At 72.7% G+C, this 14,648-nt stretch carries 13 protein-coding genes; 8 read left to right on the top strand and 5 right to left on the bottom strand.

Going from position 1 to position 14,648, the window contains the following annotated elements; translation table 11 throughout:
- Nucleotides 1–7: 7 nt before the first annotated feature.
- Nucleotides 8–664 carry a MarR family winged helix-turn-helix transcriptional regulator gene (locus tag OHT01_RS34680; protein WP_328557058.1) on the bottom strand — a complete coding sequence of 219 codons (657 nt, stop codon included), beginning with the start codon at nucleotides 662–664 and terminating at the stop codon, nucleotides 8–10.
- Entirely contained in the window at nucleotides 661–2,304 is a 1,644-nt protein-coding gene (locus OHT01_RS34675; RefSeq protein WP_328557057.1) for an FUSC family protein, read from the bottom strand. The genes OHT01_RS34680 and OHT01_RS34675 overlap by 4 nt, the downstream gene beginning before the upstream one ends.
- Nucleotides 2,305–2,536: 232 nt before the next feature.
- On the opposite strand from OHT01_RS34675, the gene OHT01_RS34670 reads away from it, so the two are divergent.
- From OHT01_RS34670 to OHT01_RS34655, 4 genes are all read left to right on the top strand, one after another.
- Nucleotides 2,537–3,085, top strand: coding sequence for a DUF5134 domain-containing protein (locus OHT01_RS34670; protein ID WP_328557056.1), 549 nt, complete (start codon nucleotides 2,537–2,539; stop codon nucleotides 3,083–3,085).
- Nucleotides 3,086–3,268: 183 nt separating this feature from the next.
- Nucleotides 3,269–4,204: a M56 family metallopeptidase gene (locus OHT01_RS34665; protein WP_328557055.1), complete on the top strand. Its 936-nt coding sequence runs from the start codon at nucleotides 3,269–3,271 to the stop codon at nucleotides 4,202–4,204.
- Nucleotides 4,205–4,307: 103 nt separating this feature from the next.
- Complete coding sequence (locus OHT01_RS34660; protein WP_328557054.1) at nucleotides 4,308–5,006, top strand: HAD family hydrolase; 699 nt, start codon at nucleotides 4,308–4,310, stop codon at nucleotides 5,004–5,006.
- Nucleotides 5,007–5,378: 372 nt separating this feature from the next.
- Nucleotides 5,379–6,056: a TetR/AcrR family transcriptional regulator gene (locus OHT01_RS34655; protein WP_328557053.1), complete on the top strand. Its 678-nt coding sequence runs from the start codon at nucleotides 5,379–5,381 to the stop codon at nucleotides 6,054–6,056.
- Nucleotides 6,057–6,277: 221 nt separating this feature from the next.
- Here the strand turns inward: OHT01_RS34655 and OHT01_RS34650 are convergent, their stop codons facing one another.
- Nucleotides 6,278–6,748 carry a DUF6214 family protein gene (locus OHT01_RS34650; protein ID WP_328558367.1) on the bottom strand — a complete coding sequence of 157 codons (471 nt, stop codon included), beginning with the start codon at nucleotides 6,746–6,748 and terminating at the stop codon, nucleotides 6,278–6,280.
- 213 nt (nucleotides 6,749–6,961) lie between these two features.
- Here OHT01_RS34650 and OHT01_RS34645 point away from each other — a divergent pair, with 213 nt between their 5' ends.
- Nucleotides 6,962–8,311, top strand: a complete 1,350-nt coding sequence (locus OHT01_RS34645) for an FAD-dependent oxidoreductase (protein WP_328557052.1) — start codon at nucleotides 6,962–6,964, stop codon at nucleotides 8,309–8,311.
- Between the two features lie 272 nt (nucleotides 8,312–8,583).
- Complete coding sequence (locus OHT01_RS34640) at nucleotides 8,584–9,939, top strand: nucleobase:cation symporter-2 family protein (RefSeq protein WP_328557051.1); 1,356 nt, start codon at nucleotides 8,584–8,586, stop codon at nucleotides 9,937–9,939.
- A gap of 65 nt (nucleotides 9,940–10,004) precedes the next feature.
- Here the strand turns inward: OHT01_RS34640 and helR are convergent, their stop codons facing one another.
- Both helR and OHT01_RS34630 read right to left on the bottom strand, forming a co-directional pair.
- Nucleotides 10,005–12,176, bottom strand: a complete 2,172-nt coding sequence (helR, locus tag OHT01_RS34635) for an RNA polymerase recycling motor ATPase HelR (RefSeq protein ID WP_328557050.1) — start codon at nucleotides 12,174–12,176, stop codon at nucleotides 10,005–10,007.
- Nucleotides 12,177–12,511: 335 nt separating this feature from the next.
- The gene (locus tag OHT01_RS34630; protein ID WP_328557049.1) at nucleotides 12,512–12,868 is read right to left on the bottom strand and encodes an ArsR/SmtB family transcription factor; all 357 of its coding nucleotides are present in this window, start codon (nucleotides 12,866–12,868) and stop codon (nucleotides 12,512–12,514) included.
- A 173-nt stretch (nucleotides 12,869–13,041) separates the two neighbouring features.
- On the opposite strand from OHT01_RS34630, the gene OHT01_RS34625 reads away from it, so the two are divergent.
- Together OHT01_RS34625 and OHT01_RS34620 are read left to right on the top strand one after the other, a co-directional pair.
- Nucleotides 13,042–14,121, top strand: a complete 1,080-nt coding sequence (locus OHT01_RS34625) for an NADH:flavin oxidoreductase/NADH oxidase (RefSeq protein WP_328557048.1) — start codon at nucleotides 13,042–13,044, stop codon at nucleotides 14,119–14,121.
- Between the two features lie 151 nt (nucleotides 14,122–14,272).
- Nucleotides 14,273–14,623 (top strand): hypothetical protein, encoded by a 351-nt coding sequence (locus OHT01_RS34620; RefSeq protein WP_328557047.1) that lies wholly within the window; start codon nucleotides 14,273–14,275, stop codon nucleotides 14,621–14,623.
- Nucleotides 14,624–14,648: the final 25 nt, after the last annotated feature.

Raw genomic sequence — 14,648 nt, 5'->3', positions numbered from 1 at the left:
GACGGCGTCAGGCACGCGGCAGTCTCAGCCTGCCTTCCAACTGCCCGAGCAACTCGCCCAGGAGTCCCGCCAGTTCACGCTGGCGTTCCGGGTCGATCCCGGACAGGACACCGGTCTCGTAGGCGAGCTGATCGGGGAGGACTCCGTCGACCAGGGCGCGTCCCGCGTCGGTCAGCCGGACGTGCGCGACCCGGCGGTCACGGGGGTCACCGCGCCGTTCGACCAGACCGCGCTCGGTGAGCTGCTTGAGCCGCTTGGTGACGGCGGCGCCGGAGGAGAAGGTCTCGCGGGCGATCTCACTGGGGGTCAGCTCGTGCCCGGTGCGGCGCAGCGTCCCGAGCACGTCGAACTCGGGGCGGGTGAGTCCGGCCCGGCGTAGGGGCGCGTCCTCGGCCTGCTGAAGGAGCGCGGCACAGCGGTTGACCCGCCCGATGACCTCCATGGGCCCGGTGTCGAGATCCGGCAGTACGGTTCCCCACTGGCGCACGACACCCGCCACGGTGTCGACGGGCACCGGCCGACCCGGCGACGGGTCACCGTGCGAGGCCGGACCGCCTCCCGGCGTCGGGTCATGGCCGGAGACGGGACCTCCTCCGCCCGGCACCGGGCCGCCGCCCGGGATCGCGTCGCCGTCCGCCGCTCCGCGCCCGTCCGCTGTCGTCATGCCTGTGCGCCCTCCCGGCAGTGCAGTCCCTGGCGTCGTACCGTCGCCGCGAGCGTACGGTGTCCGGCCTGCTCCGCCCGCATCACCCGCTCCTCCGGCAGGGCGCGCCGCCACCATTCGCCGGACGCGGCGTCCGTGACGGAGCGCAGGTCCACCACGGCGGCGGACAGGCCGCGGCGGGCGGACTCCAGGGCGCCGGATTCCGGGTGCTCCTCGGCGAGCAGCCCGGTGGCGTGTTCCCGGGCACGCACCACCGTGGAGAGCGCCTCCTCGATACGGTCGCCGGCCCGTCGGTCGGTCACGGCGACGGCGGCGACGAAGCCGACCAGCGCGCCCACGAGGGTGTCCAGGACCCGGTCCGTGATCAGTCGGCCGGGCTGCTGGGCGTGCGCGAACTCGGTGATCAGCAGGGCCATGGGGGTCACACAGACGCTGCCGAGCCAGTAGTTGCGGCCGATCAGTGCCTCGGCGCCGAAGTTCAGGGCCAGGCAGCACAGGACGAGGACCGCCTGGCCGACGTGGGCGAGCGGGGCGAGGACGGCGAACGCCAGCACGCCGACGAGGTTGCCGACCACCCGCTGGACACCCCGGCTCCAGGTCAGCGTGACGTTGGCCTGGTAGAGGGAGGCGGCGGTGACCAGCGCCCAGTAGGGGCGGCCGACGCCGAGCGCGAGCGAGACGTACCCGGCGAGGGCGCAGCCGAGCGCGGTGCGCAGGACGATGGGGGCGAGCGGGGCGAGGCGGCCGAGCAGCGGCCGCGGCCCGAAGGGGAGCGCGGCCTCGACACCGAGGAGTTCGTCGGCGGCGTCCCCGAGGCCGTCGGGGCGCGGGACGGGTCCGGCGCCTGAGAGTTCGCGGGCCCAGCGGCGCAACCGCTCGGGCTCCGTGGCGGCGGGCGCGGCGAGCGCGACCTCGGCCCGTACGACGAGTCGTTCGAGGGCACGCCGGGGCCCGGAGCGGGCGCCGGCGGACAGCAGCGACTGCCAGGCCGCGTGCACGGCGGCCGCCGCGGCGGCGCGGGCACGGGTGTCGTACGGCGCCCCGACGGACACCGCCGCCGTGTTCAGCGCGTACGCGGTGGCACGCCGCTCAGGGCCGTGCGGGCGTACGAGCCCGGGGGCCATGCCGACGATCCAGGCCCAGGCTCCGGCCGCCGCGCCCAGCGCGAGGTGACCCGGCACCTGGCCGAGAGTCTGCGGCACGAACAGGGAGGCCGAGGAGATGAAGGAGAGGACCACGGGCCCCGGCGGGCCGATGCGCGTGGCGTCGCACAGGGTCTTCTGCGCGGCGGCGAGCAGCGCGCCGACGGTGACCAGCAGGACGGCGTTCGTGGTGAGCGAGGCCGTGACGAGCGCGACGCCCAGTCCGCCGAGCATTCCCGCCACCACCCAGGCCAGGGCGCGGGCCCGTGCGGCGTACGGACGGCTGTGGGCGTAGAGCGCGCAGAGCGACCCGGCCATGGTGTACATCGCCAGATCCAGCCGGCCGATGGCCAGCAGCGTCAGATTCGGCGGGGCGACCGCGACGACGACGCTCAGCGCGGGCTTGAACCAGATGTCGGAGGGTCTGCCGAGGCGCAGCACACCGGCCAGCGGAAGCCGGCGGGCGCGTGAGGGGCCGGGAGGGGTCGCACTGCTCATGGCCATAACCTTAGCAGGTGTTTTACTTGTAAATCATTTCCGGGGCGGCGCTCCCACCTGCGGTGCACTCCCGCACGCTCCCCCATGTACACCCTTGCGCTCGTATGCGCACCGGTCACCCGGGGCATGCCCTGACCGACTGTCCGATGTCCGGCACCGCTGCCCGGCACCACCGCCCGGCATCGCGCGTCCCGCATCGCGTGTCCGACATCGTCGAGCGGGGAGGTACGCGGTGCACGGACCGGCTTCACCCGGCTGGCTGCTCGTCGCGCTGTGCGCGGCGACCGGGGCCTACTGCCTGCTGCGGATGCGCAGCCCGGTCGAGGAACAGCGCCGCACCGCTGGGGGCGAGGCACTCATGGGGTTCGGCATGGCCGCGATGGCCGTACCGGGGGCCGTGGTGACTCCGCCGCACTGGGCCTGGCTCGCCTGCGCGGTCGTCTTCGGCGTCACCGCGCTGCGCACCCTCTGGAGCGCCCGCACCAGCCCGCACCACCTGCACCATCTGATGGGGACCTCCGCGATGGTCTACATGGCGGCCGTGATGGCCGCGTCCCCGGCCCACCACGTCCACGGGGGGACAGGAGTCCCCGTCGTCACCGGAGTTCTCCTCCTCTACTTCACCGGCTACGTACTGCGCTCGGGCGTCCGCCTCCTGCCCCTGGCCGTCGCGTCGGGACCGACCCGGCGCGCCGTCGGCTGGGGCGACCGCCCCGAACTCTCCCGGGCCTGCCGCCTGTCGATGGGGATCGCGATGCTGGCGATGCTGGTCGCGCTCTGACCGCCCCGCTCCCGGCGGGACTTGACGCCGAGGGCTCCTCGGGACCCGGCCGACCCGGCATCCGGTCACCCTCCGGAGCCGAGGCCACCGGAGGGGAACCCGGACGCGCACGAAACCGTGGCGTACGTCACTTGGGGTCGCTGCCCGTATCCAGCGGTGGCGCCCCGCTCATAGGCTTCGGCCATGATGGTCCCCGCGGCACTGTTGCTGCTCGGCGCCCTGGCCTCCGTGGTCGCTCCGCGACTGCTCGCCCGGGCGGACTGGCCGGACCGGGAGCCGGTGGTCGCCCTGTGGGTGTGGCAATGCGTGGTCGCGGCCGTCCTGCTGTGCTGCGTCCTGTCGATGACGCTCAGCGCCTCCGCCGCCTGGGTGGCCGTGCGCGGCCATGTCTTCGACGGCGCGCCCGCGTCGGTCGTGGACGCGTACGCACTGAGCGCGGGAAGCCCCTGGGCCGCCGCCACGGCGGTGACGCTCGCGTGCGGAGGCGCCTGGACCGCGGCGATGCTGGCACGCGAGATCGTCCGGGCCCGGCTGCGCCGCCGGCAGAACCGGGCCGAACTCCTCGTGCGCGCACCGCTGTTGCCCGGCGAGAAGCCCGAAGCCGATCGCCTCGTCGTCCTGGAGGGGGAGCGCCCCGACGCCTGGTGGCTGCCCGGCGCCGCTCCTCAACTGGTCATCACCACAGGGGCGTTGCGCCGCCTCAAGGGGCGTCGGCTGGACGCCGTACTCGCCCACGAACAGGGGCACGCCCGGGCCAGGCACGACTGGCTGCTGCACTGCTCGGGGGCCCTGGCCAACGGTTTTCCGCAAGTACCGGTGTTCGCCGCGTTCCGCGACGAGATGCACCGGCTGGTCGAACTCGCCGCCGACGACGTGGCGTCGCGCCGCTTCGGCCGGCTCACGATCGCTCTCGCGCTCGTCGAACTCAACGAGGACCGGGGCGTGTTCGGACCGTGCCCCACCCCGGACGCGCACGTCCCGCGGCGCGTCGACCGGCTTCTCACTCCCCGGGACCGGCTCACGACCGGCCGCCGGCTCCAACTGACCGCGGCGGCCGCGTTGGTGCCGGTGGTACCGGTCCTCGTGGCGTTCGTGCCGGGGCTGCGGGCCCTGGGCTAAGGGCTGTCGGCCTCGCGCCACCCGCCCGGGCCCCTCGCCAACAGCGGCGGCGGCAGGCAGCGGCGTCTTGACCGGCACGGGACCGCCACGAAGGATCTCCCTCATGACCGTCAAGGCTGTGCTCTTCGACTTCTCCGGGACCCTCTTCCGTGCCGAGTCCACCGCATCATGGCTGCGCTCGGTGCTCGCGGAGGCCGGTCACACGCTCCCTGAGGCGGAGTTGGCCGAGAAGGCGCGGGCCCTGGACGCGGTGGGCGCCCTCCCGGGCGGCGCCCGGCCGACGGTGCCGGTGCCGGCGCGTCTGGCCGCCCTGTGGGAGGGCCGCGACCGAAGTGCCGAGCAGCACAGGGCGGCGTTCACCGGCGTCTCCCGGCAGGTGTCGCTGCCCGATCCGGGTCTGCACGACGCGCTCTACGACCGCCATATGACACCCGCGGCCTGGAGGCCCTATCCCGACGCCGCAGAGGTGCTCGGCGCGCTGCGCCGGCGGGGCCTCGCCGTCGGGGTGGTCAGCAACATCGGCTGGGACCTGCGGCCGGTCTTCCGCGAGCACGGCCTCGACCCGTATGTCGGAACGTACGTCCTGTCGTACGAGCACGGCATCCAGAAGCCCGATCCGCGGCTCTTCGCGATCGCCTGTGCCGACCTCGGCGTCGCTCCGCAGGACACCCTGATGGTCGGCGACGACCGCGCGGCGGACGGCGGTGCGGCGGCCCTGGGATGCGCGGTGTTCTTCGTGGACCATCTGCCGGTGGCCGACCGCCCGGACCGTCTGCGGCCACTGCTGGACCTGACGGACTGACACGCCGGCGCACTCGTCCCGCATCCGTGCGTCCTGGATCCGCGCATCCCCGTGATCCCGGAGTTCACCGCGTTCACCGCGTTCACCGCGTCTCGGCGCGGAAAGGATGTCTTTTCAGTGATTCGCGGCCCCGCGATGGTCAAGTCATCGGGACGGAACGGACGTGCCGGTGTCGCGGAACGCGGGCTCGTGAGGGCCGGGAAGAGACACCGACGGACGGCACTCCCCCGGTGCCGGCTACCGCGCGTCCGACCTGAGGCGATCCCCCGCGTCGCCCCAGGTCGGCGGCAGCCCGCACCCGACCCGCGAAGGGTCTGGCCCGGACGCGTTGAGTATAGTTGGCTGGCAGCCAGTCAACGCAGGAGTTACAGCATGTCCCCGCGAAGCGCCTCGGTCAATGAAGAGTTGCGGCGGCGTTCCCGGGAACGGTTGCTGCAGGCCTCGGTGGAGCTGGTGAGCGAGCGCGGTTACGACGCCACGACGCTCGGGGACATCGCGGATCGCGCGGGATCGGCGCGCGGCCTGGTGTCGTACTACTTTCCCGGCAAGCGACAGCTCCTGCAGTCCGCGGTGCACCGGCTGATGCACCGCACGCTGGAGGAAGCGCTCGAACGCGAGCCGCGCAGCGAGGACGGCAGGGAACGGATGGCGCGGGCCATCGACGCGGTCCTCGGCCTCACCCAGGACCAGCCGGTGCTCATGCGGCAGCACATGGCCGGACTGCTCCAGGCCGAGGGATTCGTCCAGTGCCCCGAGCAGGTGCGGCTCTCGGAACTGCTCGGGGAGACCATCGCACGCTACGGATCGCAACAGGTCACGTCCGACTACCCGATGCTGCGCGCACTGCTCATGGGCGCCGTGTACGCGGCGCTGGTGCCGGGGGTGCCGATGCAGGTCCCGGTGCTGCGGGCCGAACTGTTCAAGCGTTACCGGCTGGACTGGGAGATGGGCGTGCCGCCGGACGCCGAGGCGTCCGGCGGGGCCCGCGAGACGGATCTGTCGCGCTTCTTCGCGACCGGCCCGGAGCCGGAGGACGGTCGGTCGAAGTAGTCCGGCCGGGCCGGACGTTGGGCTCGCGCGGGTGGACCCGTTCCGCCGGATCCGTGCGCCGCGCTCGACGTGGGCGATCCCCTCGGGGGCGGCCGAGCCGGTGAAGTCGCGGACGGAGACGCCCCCTTGGTACCGGGCCTGGACCGTGACGTCCTCGAAGGCCGCCGAGTGCCGGGACGCGAGGCTCACGTCGTCCTGGACCCGCAGGTACGCCCGCCGTTTCAGCGGCGGACGTGACGTGGCGCCAGGAACCCGGCGTCACGCGCCCCGGCGATCAGCCGCAGGGCCTCGCGACGGCTGTGGCCGGTGGCGCCCATGACCGCGAGCACCGGGTCCGCGCCCGCCCCCTGCGCCGCCCGGTACACCTCCGCGACCAGCAGACGCCCCTCGGCACCGCGCGGCCAGGCGGGCCGGGCACGCCGCGCCCGGCCCTCACCGTCCTGACCGCGGCCGGGCCCGAGGGCGCTCCCGCACGCCTCGGACAGGGGCTCCTCGATCCACTCGGCGACCGCCGCGAGGTCGTCCAGGGAGAGGGGCGGCTCGGCCCGTACGTCCTCGATCGACAGGCTCCCGGCCGACAGCACGGCGAGCAGGTCGACCCGGGCCCCGTCCGTGAAAGCCAGCCGGACGTCGAACCAGGACATGGCGGCCGCCCCGGGCTCCCGGACCTCCCAGGCCGGCCGCACGGTCACCGTGCCGTCCACGCGGAAGCGGTCGGACAGATTGAGAAACGATGCGTCCAGCACAAACGGAACGTAACCGCATCATCACATTCCATACGAACGGACACGCGCGTACTCACCCGGTGTCGCACCCTGTCAGCGGAGCACCGGCGGTGCGATCCTGGAAGCACCAGCGATGTCCTGTCAGCGATCTTCCTGATCCCTCGGGTAAGGAGTTCCGCAGTGCTGCGTATCGCCGTCGTCGGCTCGGGGCCCAGTGGGGTCTACAGCGCACAGGGGCTTGTCCAGCGCACCGGCCCGCCCGATGTCCGGGTCGACGTCCTGGACCGGCTGCCCTGCCCGTACGGCCTGGTGCGCTACGGCGTGGCACCCGACCACGAGAAGATCAAGTCGCTCCAGAACAACCTGCGGACCGTCCTGGAGGACGAGCGGGTGCGCTTCCTCGGCGGGGTCGAGGTGGGACCGGGCGGAGTGCCGGTGGAGCGGCTGCGGGAGCTGTACCACGCGGTCGTGTACTGCGTCGGCGCCGCCACCGACCGGCATCTGGGGGTGCCCGGCGAGGACCTTCCGGGCAGTTGGTCGGCGACCGAGTTCGTGTCCTGGTACAGCGCGCACCCCGACTGCGTGGCCGACGGGTTCGTGGCCGGCGCGCGATCGGCCGTGGTCATCGGCATCGGGAACGTCGCCGTCGACGTGACCCGGATCCTGGCCCGTGGCGCGCCCGAGCTCAGACCCACCGACATGCCGCAGGCCGCGCTCGGCGCGCTGGCCGGGAGTGAGGTCACCGAGATCAGCATGGTCGGGCGGCGCGGACCGTCGCAGGCCCGCTTCACCACCAAGGAGCTGCGTGAACTGGGCTCCCTGCCGGAGGCCGGCATCAGTGTGGACGAGGCGGAGTTGGCGCTCGATCCGGCCTACCTCGATCCGTCGGGGCTGCCCGCCGCGCAGCGCCGCAACGTGGAGGTGCTGCGGGGTTGGGCGGCCTCCGCGCCGCTGGGGCGTCCCCGTCTCATCCGCCCGCGCTTCTTCCTGCGGCCCGTCGAACTCCTCGCCGACGGCGGGCGGGTGGGCGCGGTGCGTTTCGAGCGGACGGTTCCGGACGGAGCGGGCGGGGTGACGGGAACGGGCCGATTCGAGGAGATCGAGGCCCAGTTGGTGCTGCGTTCGGTGGGGTACCGCGGGATGCCGCTGGACGGGCTGCCGTTCGATCCCGGCCGTGGCACGGTGCCGCAACGGGCGGGGCGGATCCTGCGGGCCGGTGTGGTCTCGCCCGGCGAGTACGTGGCGGGCTGGATCAAGCGCGGCCCGACCGGGGTCATCGGGACCAACCGTCCGTGCGCCAAGGAGACGGTGCTCTCCCTGCTGGAGGACGCCCCCGCGCTCGAACGGCGGGAGCTCGCCGAGGATCCGCTCGCGGCCCTGCGCGCCGAGGGGGTGCGGCCGGTCGAGTGGGCCGGGTGGCAGGCGATCGAGCGGGCCGAGGCGGAACTCGGCGCGAGGCTGGGCCGTGGCGTGGTCAAACTGCCCGACTGGGACGCGCTGTGGACGGCCGCGAGGTCGGCCGAGATCTGACCCCGCGTCCCCGCCAGCGGCCGGAGACCCTGATGCGGCCCTCACGCGGCCGCTGACGCGGTCCTGACGAGGACCGGCGGGGCCCTGGCGTGGGCAGTCGTCCGGCGCGGCCCGCGGGGTCACACCGGAGTCCCCCACGGTTCCGTGGACATGACACATACCGGCAACAGGCTGGAAATCAACAAACTGTTCAAGCCCCCTACGGTCTCGTGCTGTCCGGGCGTGCTCGTGTCGTACGGACCCCTCACCTCCCCGCAGCTTCTGGAGTGCCCATGGCAACCACCGCTCCCGTGCATCCCGTCGACGAGGTTCCACCCGTGCGTCAACTGGCCGCCTTCGGACTCCAGCACGTGCTCGCGATGTACGCGGGCGCGGTGGCGGTTCCGCTGATCGTGGGCGGCGCGATGAAGCTGTCGCCCGCCGACCTCGCCTATCTGATCACCGCGGATCTGCTCGTGTGCGGGATCGCGACGCTGATCCAGTGCGTGGGCTTCTGGCGCTTCGGGGTGCGGCTGCCGATCATGCAGGGCTGCACCTTCGCCGCCGTCTCCCCCATGGTGCTCATCGGCACGACGGGCGGCGGACTGCCCGCGATCTACGGGTCGGTGATCGTCGCGGGCCTCGCGATCGTCCTTCTCGCGCCGGTCTTCGGAAAGCTGCTGCGCTTCTTCCCGCCGCTGGTCACGGGCACGGTCATCCTGATCATCGGTGTCTCGCTGCTGCCGGTGGCGGGCAACTGGGCCGCCGGGGGCGCCGGTTCCGAGGACTTCGGCGAGCCGAAGAACCTGGCGCTCGCCGGTTTCGTCCTGGCCGTGGTGCTGGGCGTCCAGCGCTTCGCACCGGCCTTCCTCGGCCGGATCGCGGTCCTCGTCGGCATCGCGGTGGGTCTCGCGGTCGCGGTGCCGTTCGGATTCACGGACTTCGGCGGGGTCGGGGACGCCGACTGGGCCGGGATCAGCACCCCGTTCCACTTCGGGGCACCGTCGTTCCACGCGTCCGCGATCGTGTCGATGCTGGTCGTGGCCCTGGTGACGATGACCGAGACGACGGGCGACTTCATCGCCGTCGGCGAGATGACCGGCCGGCCGATCGAGCCGCGGACCCTCGCGGACGGTCTGCGCGCCGACGGCCTGTCCACGGTCCTCGGCGGCGTCTTCAACACCTTCCCGTACACGGCGTTCGCGCAGAACGTGGGCCTTGTCGGTATGACCCGGGTGCGCAGCCGCTGGGTGGTCGCCGCCGCGGGCGGCATTCTCGTCGTGCTCGGTCTGCTGCCCAAGCTGGGTGCCGTGGTCGCGGCCGTACCCGCGCCGGTGCTCGGCGGCGCGGGCCTGGTGATGTTCGGAACGGTCGCCGCGAGCGGCCTGCGCACCCTCGCCGAGGTGGACTTCAGAGGCAACCACAACCTGACGGTGGTGGCCGTCTCGGTCGCGATCGGCATGCTGCCGGTCGGAGTGCCCACGGTCTACGAGAAGTTCCCGGACTGGTTCCAGACGGTGATGAACAGCGGGATCAGCGCGGGCTGCCTGACGGCGATCGTACTGAACCTGCTCTTCAACCACCTTCCCGGCAGCGCGGGTTCAAAGGAAACCGCTCCCGCGCCCGAAGCCGCTCCGGCCGACGCGTAGGCCCGCGGACAGCCACGGAAAGGGAAGCGCCGACCGGCCTCGCCGCGGTACTCGTCGATGGGGCGTCAGGAACTCGTGAGGACGACGAGTTGCCGGGTCGCCCGGGTCATCGCGACATACCGGTCGACCGCGCCTTCCACCCCCTCGCCGAACTCCTCCGGGTCGACGAGGACGACCAGATCGAATTCGAGCCCCTTCGACAGCTCAGGGGTCAGCGAACGGACACGGGAGGTCGCCCGGAACGTGGGTTCGCCGATGACACAGGCGATCCCCTCGGCGTGCGCGACGAGCCAGTTGTCGACGACCGAGTCCAGATCCGCGACGGACCCGTGGACGACGGGAACTCCTCCGCTGCGGACGGAAGTCGGCACATTGGCGTCCGGGAGCGCGGCCCGGATGACCGACTCCGCCTCCGCCATGACCTCTTCGGGCGTCCGGTAGTTGATGGTCAGGGAGGCCACGTCGATCCGGTCGAACCCGACCCGCCCGAGCCGTTCCCGCCAGGACTCGGCGAAACCGTGCCTGGCCTGGGCGCGGTCCCCGACGATGGTGAAACTCCGGGACGGGCAGCGCAGCAGCAGCATCTGCCACTCCGCGTCGGTCAGTTCCTGGGCCTCGTCCACGACGATGTGCGCGAACGGACCGGCGAGCAGGTCCGGTTCCACGGTGGGCAGTTCGGACTCGTCGACCAGGCTGACCTCGGCGTCCTCGCCGCGCAGCATCCTCACCAGGCCTTCGCCGTCGTCACCGTCGGCGCCGGAGTCGGCCGCGGCGTCGATCAGATTGCCGACGACCTGCGCCATGCTCTCGCGCTGCGCGGCGAGAACGGCCTCGTGCCGGCGCTTGCGCCGGGCCGTCTCCGGGTCGCCGAGCCGCTGCCGTGCGGCGTCCAGGAGCGGCAGGTCGGAGACCGTCCAGGCCTGGGGGGCGTTCTTGCGCTGCAGCCTCCGTACGTCGTCGGGGCCGAGCCAGGGGGCGCACATCCGCAGGTAGGCGGGTACCGACCACAGGTCTGCGACGAGGTCGGCCGGTTCGAGCAGCGGCCACGCGCGATCCAGGGTTTCCGTCAGTTCCGGGTCGTGCAGCATCGCCCGCCGGAAGAGGTCGGGCGGCACGTCGTCCTCGTGCCGGTCCAGCAGGATCGTGAGCAGTTCCTCCCGGATCAGCTCGCGCGCCTCGTTGTGCGGCGTCCCGTGGCCCGCCGCTTCGAACGCCTCGGCCCAGTCGTCGGCACCGAGCCGGACCTCGGCCCAGGGGGTCGTCACGGTCAGCGGCCGGGTGGGCGGCTCCTCGTAGAACCTGACGGCCTTCTCGATCGCCCGCACCATGTCCGCGGACGACTTCAGGCGGGCCGCCTCCGGGTCGGTCTCGACGGCCGCTCGCGGTCCCTCGGCGACGAGGTCCCGCAGGGTGCAGGTCTGCACGCCCTCCTCTCCGAGGCTGGGCAGGACATCGGCGACGTAGGCCAGATAGGGCTGGTGCGGGCCGACGAACAGCACCCCGCCCCGCCGTCGGCCGAGGCGGGGGTCGGAGTGGAGCAGGTAGGCGGAGCGGTGCAGGGCGACGACCGTCTTGCCCGTGCCCGGACCGCCGTCGACGACCAGGGCACCGCGGGATCCGGCCCGGATGACGGCGTCCTGGTCGGCCTGGATGGTGGCGAGCACGTCCCGCATCCGCGCCGACCGGTTGCCGCCCAGACTGGCGATGAAGGCGGACTGGTCGTCGAGTGCGGCGTGCCGTTCGAGCCCGTCGGCGGTGAACACCTCGTCCCAGTAGTCGCTGATCCGGCCGCGGGTCCAGCGGTACCGGCGGCGGCTCGCCAGGCCCATCGGGTTGGCGTGGGTCGCGGCGAAGAACGGCTCGGCCGCGGGAGAGCGCCAGTCGGTCAGCAGTCGGCGGCCCTCACGGTCGGTGAGGCCGAGGCGCCCGATGTACACGGGCTCGGGGCTGTCGGCCGGGACGATGTGCCCGAGGCACAGGTCGAGCCCGAAGCGGCGCAGGGCGCGCAGCCGGCCGGTCAGCCGGTGGATCTCCAGGTCCCGCTCCATCGCCTCGCGGCCGATGCCGCCGGGTGCCCTGCGCTCGGCGTCGAGGCGGTCGGACAGCTCGTCGATCGTCTGCTCCAGGCTCGCCGCGACGGCCGCGAAGTGCCGCTCGTCGCCGGCGATCAGCGCCGGGTCGGCCTTGGCGGAAAGACGGCCGGGAAGCTCGAAGGCCCGGGTGGTCAGGGGGTTCATGTCACCGGCTCCGATCCGGGATCGCGCCCGCGAAGGCCCGCCGCGCGTCCGCCCGCACCGCGCCGCCGGGTACCCGCGAGGTCGGCACGGTCCCCGTCACCGGTACGCCGTCGCCGCACGCCCCATTGATCGACAAAAGCACACGCACTTCGTGGGTCTCCCATTTCCGCAGGTACTGGCCTCGGCCAGTGATTCTGCGGGACGACCCGGGCCTTGCCGCAAGCCCCCCGGTGCGCTATAAGTTGAGAGTGGCAAGGGGTGACGGTTCCCCTTTGCCGCTTTCTTTTTCCACCCCTCGCCCGCGGGCCGGCGTCACTTTCGGCGGCCGCGCCCCGTCACGGCGCAGGGCGTCCGGACTGCCGGGTGGCCGCCTCCAGTACGCGGTCGAGGAGACCGGGGAACAACGCGTCGAGGTCGTCCGTGCGCAGACCGTTCAACTTCGCCGTGCCCCGGTAGACCTGGCGGACGACCCCACTCTCGCGGAGCACCCGGAAGTGGTGCGTCGTCGTGGACTTGGTGACCGGCAGCACGAAGTCCGAGCAGGAGAGCTCACGGCCGCCGGCGGCGAGCTCCCGCACGATCCGGAGGCGCATCGGATCGGACAACGCGTGCAGCACCGCCTCCAGTCGGATCTCCTCGCGCGCGGGGTGCGGCAGGTCACGGCCACCGGCGGCGGTGGGGGCGGTCGTCACGGCGGCTCCACTTCGCCCCAGAGCCTTCGTCGTCACCCTGGGGTCTTCGTCTTCGTCCGGGGGCTTCACCCGACGGGCGTCATTGTACGAGACCTGTCGTAGTTTGACACTCACCGTACTACGATGCCTATCGTACGAGCCGTACAGCGGTCCCGCGACGAATGGAGTCGGCCGTGAGCGTGCTCTTCGAGCCCTGCGTCCTGCGCGAAGTCACCATCCCCAACCGGGTGTGGATGCCCCCGATGTGCCAGTACTCGGCCGCACCCGAGGGGCCCTTGACAGGCGCACCGCACGACTGGCACTTCGCCCATTACGCGGCCCGCGCCACCGGTGGAGCGGGACTGGTCATCGTCGAGGCGACCGCCGTCTCGCCGGAGGGCCGGATCTCCCCGTACGACCTCGGCATCTGGAACGACACGCAGGTCGAGGCGTTCCGCCGCATCACGCGCTTCCTCACCGAGCAGGGCACGGTACCGGCCGTCCAACTCGGGCACGGCGGCCGCAAGTCCTCGACCGACCGCCCCTGGAAGGGCGGCGCACCCGTCGGCCCGGACGCGTACGGCTGGCGGGCGCTCGCCCCGAGCGCGCTCCCGTTCGCGGAGGGACACCCGGTTCCCGACGAACTCACGGTCGCCGGAATCCGGGAGATCGTGGGCCAGTTCGCGGACGCGGCCCGCCGCGCCCTGGCCGCCGGCTTCGAGATCGTCGAGATCCACGGCGCCCATGGCTACCTCATCAACGAGTTCCTCTCCCCGCACTCCAACCACCGCACCGACGCGTACGGCGGCTCGTACGAGAACCGCACCCGCTTCGCCCTCGAAGTCGTCGACGCCGTAAGGGAGATCTGGCCGGACGACAAGCCGCTCTTCTTCCGCGTCTCCGCGACCGACTGGCTGGAGGGCGCGGGCTGGAGCGCGGACGACACCGTCCGCTTCGCCGCCGAACTGCACGAGCACGGCGTGGACCTGCTCGACGTCTCCACGGGCGGGAACGCCCCGGGCGTACACATTCCCGTCGGACCGGGCTACCAAGTCCCCTTCGCCGCACGGGTGAAGAGGGAGACCTCACTGGCCGTCGCCGCCGTCGGCCTCATCACCGAGGCCGGACAGGCGGAGAAGATCATCGCCAACGGGGAGGCCGACGCGGTACTGCTGGGCCGCGAGTTGCTGCGCAACCCGTCCTTCGCCCGGCTCGCGGCACGCGAACTCGGGGCCGAGGTCCACGTACCGGAGCAGTACCACCGGTCCGTGTAGGCGTGCCGGGCCGCGAGCGCTCCCTAGCGGCCCGGATCACGGCCGGCCCGGTCACCGGTCCCGCTTGACGGGCGCGCCCCGGGGTAGACGGCGGGACACGGTTGGCGCACTGCCGGGACAGGATGACCCTACGTACCGTAGGGTCCCGGCGGTGAGCGTCTTACGTCAGGGGGAGCCCGTGAAGGAACGTGACGCCGGGCATACGGCCCGCGGACCGGCGTCCGTGCTGGCACTGCTCGTGCCGAGCCTCGGGATCGCCGCGCTGGGCGTGTGGCACCTGTGCGGGTTCGACCTGCACGCCCTGCACGGACGCCCCCACCTCGGCGACGGACTGACCATGGCCGGGGTGATCACGGCCTTGGTCTTCGCGGGCGCGGCGATGGGTGACCTCCTGTGGTGGGCGACCACACGCGACCGCCCCCTCGGTGACAGCGGGGAGCCCCGTCCGGGTGAACATTTCGGCCGTGCGGGGCGCGACCGGGGGATCTCGGGCCGCCGTTGAGGAACCCGGTGCGCTGTCGAGGAAT

This window comes from Streptomyces sp. NBC_00358 (genome assembly GCF_036099295.1).
Classification (GTDB): domain Bacteria; phylum Actinomycetota; class Actinomycetes; order Streptomycetales; family Streptomycetaceae; genus Streptomyces.
Note: the sequence above shows the minus strand (reverse complement) of the source record. Positions and strands in the feature narration are given on the sequence as shown.

Bases quoted from the DNA above. Each gene is read 5' to 3' on its own strand.
- OHT01_RS34680 (WP_328557058.1), bottom strand. From the start codon at position 664: ATGACGACAGCGGACGGGCGCGGAGCGGCGGACGGCGACGCGATCCCG.
- OHT01_RS34675 (WP_328557057.1), bottom strand. From the start codon at position 2,304: ATGAGCAGTGCGACCCCTCCCGGCCCCTCACGCGCCCGCCGGCTTCCG.
- OHT01_RS34665 (WP_328557055.1), top strand. From the start codon at position 3,269: ATGATGGTCCCCGCGGCACTGTTGCTGCTCGGCGCCCTGGCCTCCGTG.
- OHT01_RS34660 (WP_328557054.1), top strand. From the start codon at position 4,308: ATGACCGTCAAGGCTGTGCTCTTCGACTTCTCCGGGACCCTCTTCCGT.
- OHT01_RS34655 (WP_328557053.1), top strand. From the start codon at position 5,379: ATGTCCCCGCGAAGCGCCTCGGTCAATGAAGAGTTGCGGCGGCGTTCC.
- OHT01_RS34640 (WP_328557051.1), top strand. From the start codon at position 8,584: ATGGCAACCACCGCTCCCGTGCATCCCGTCGACGAGGTTCCACCCGTG.
- helR (WP_328557050.1), bottom strand. From the start codon at position 12,176: ATGAACCCCCTGACCACCCGGGCCTTCGAGCTTCCCGGCCGTCTTTCC.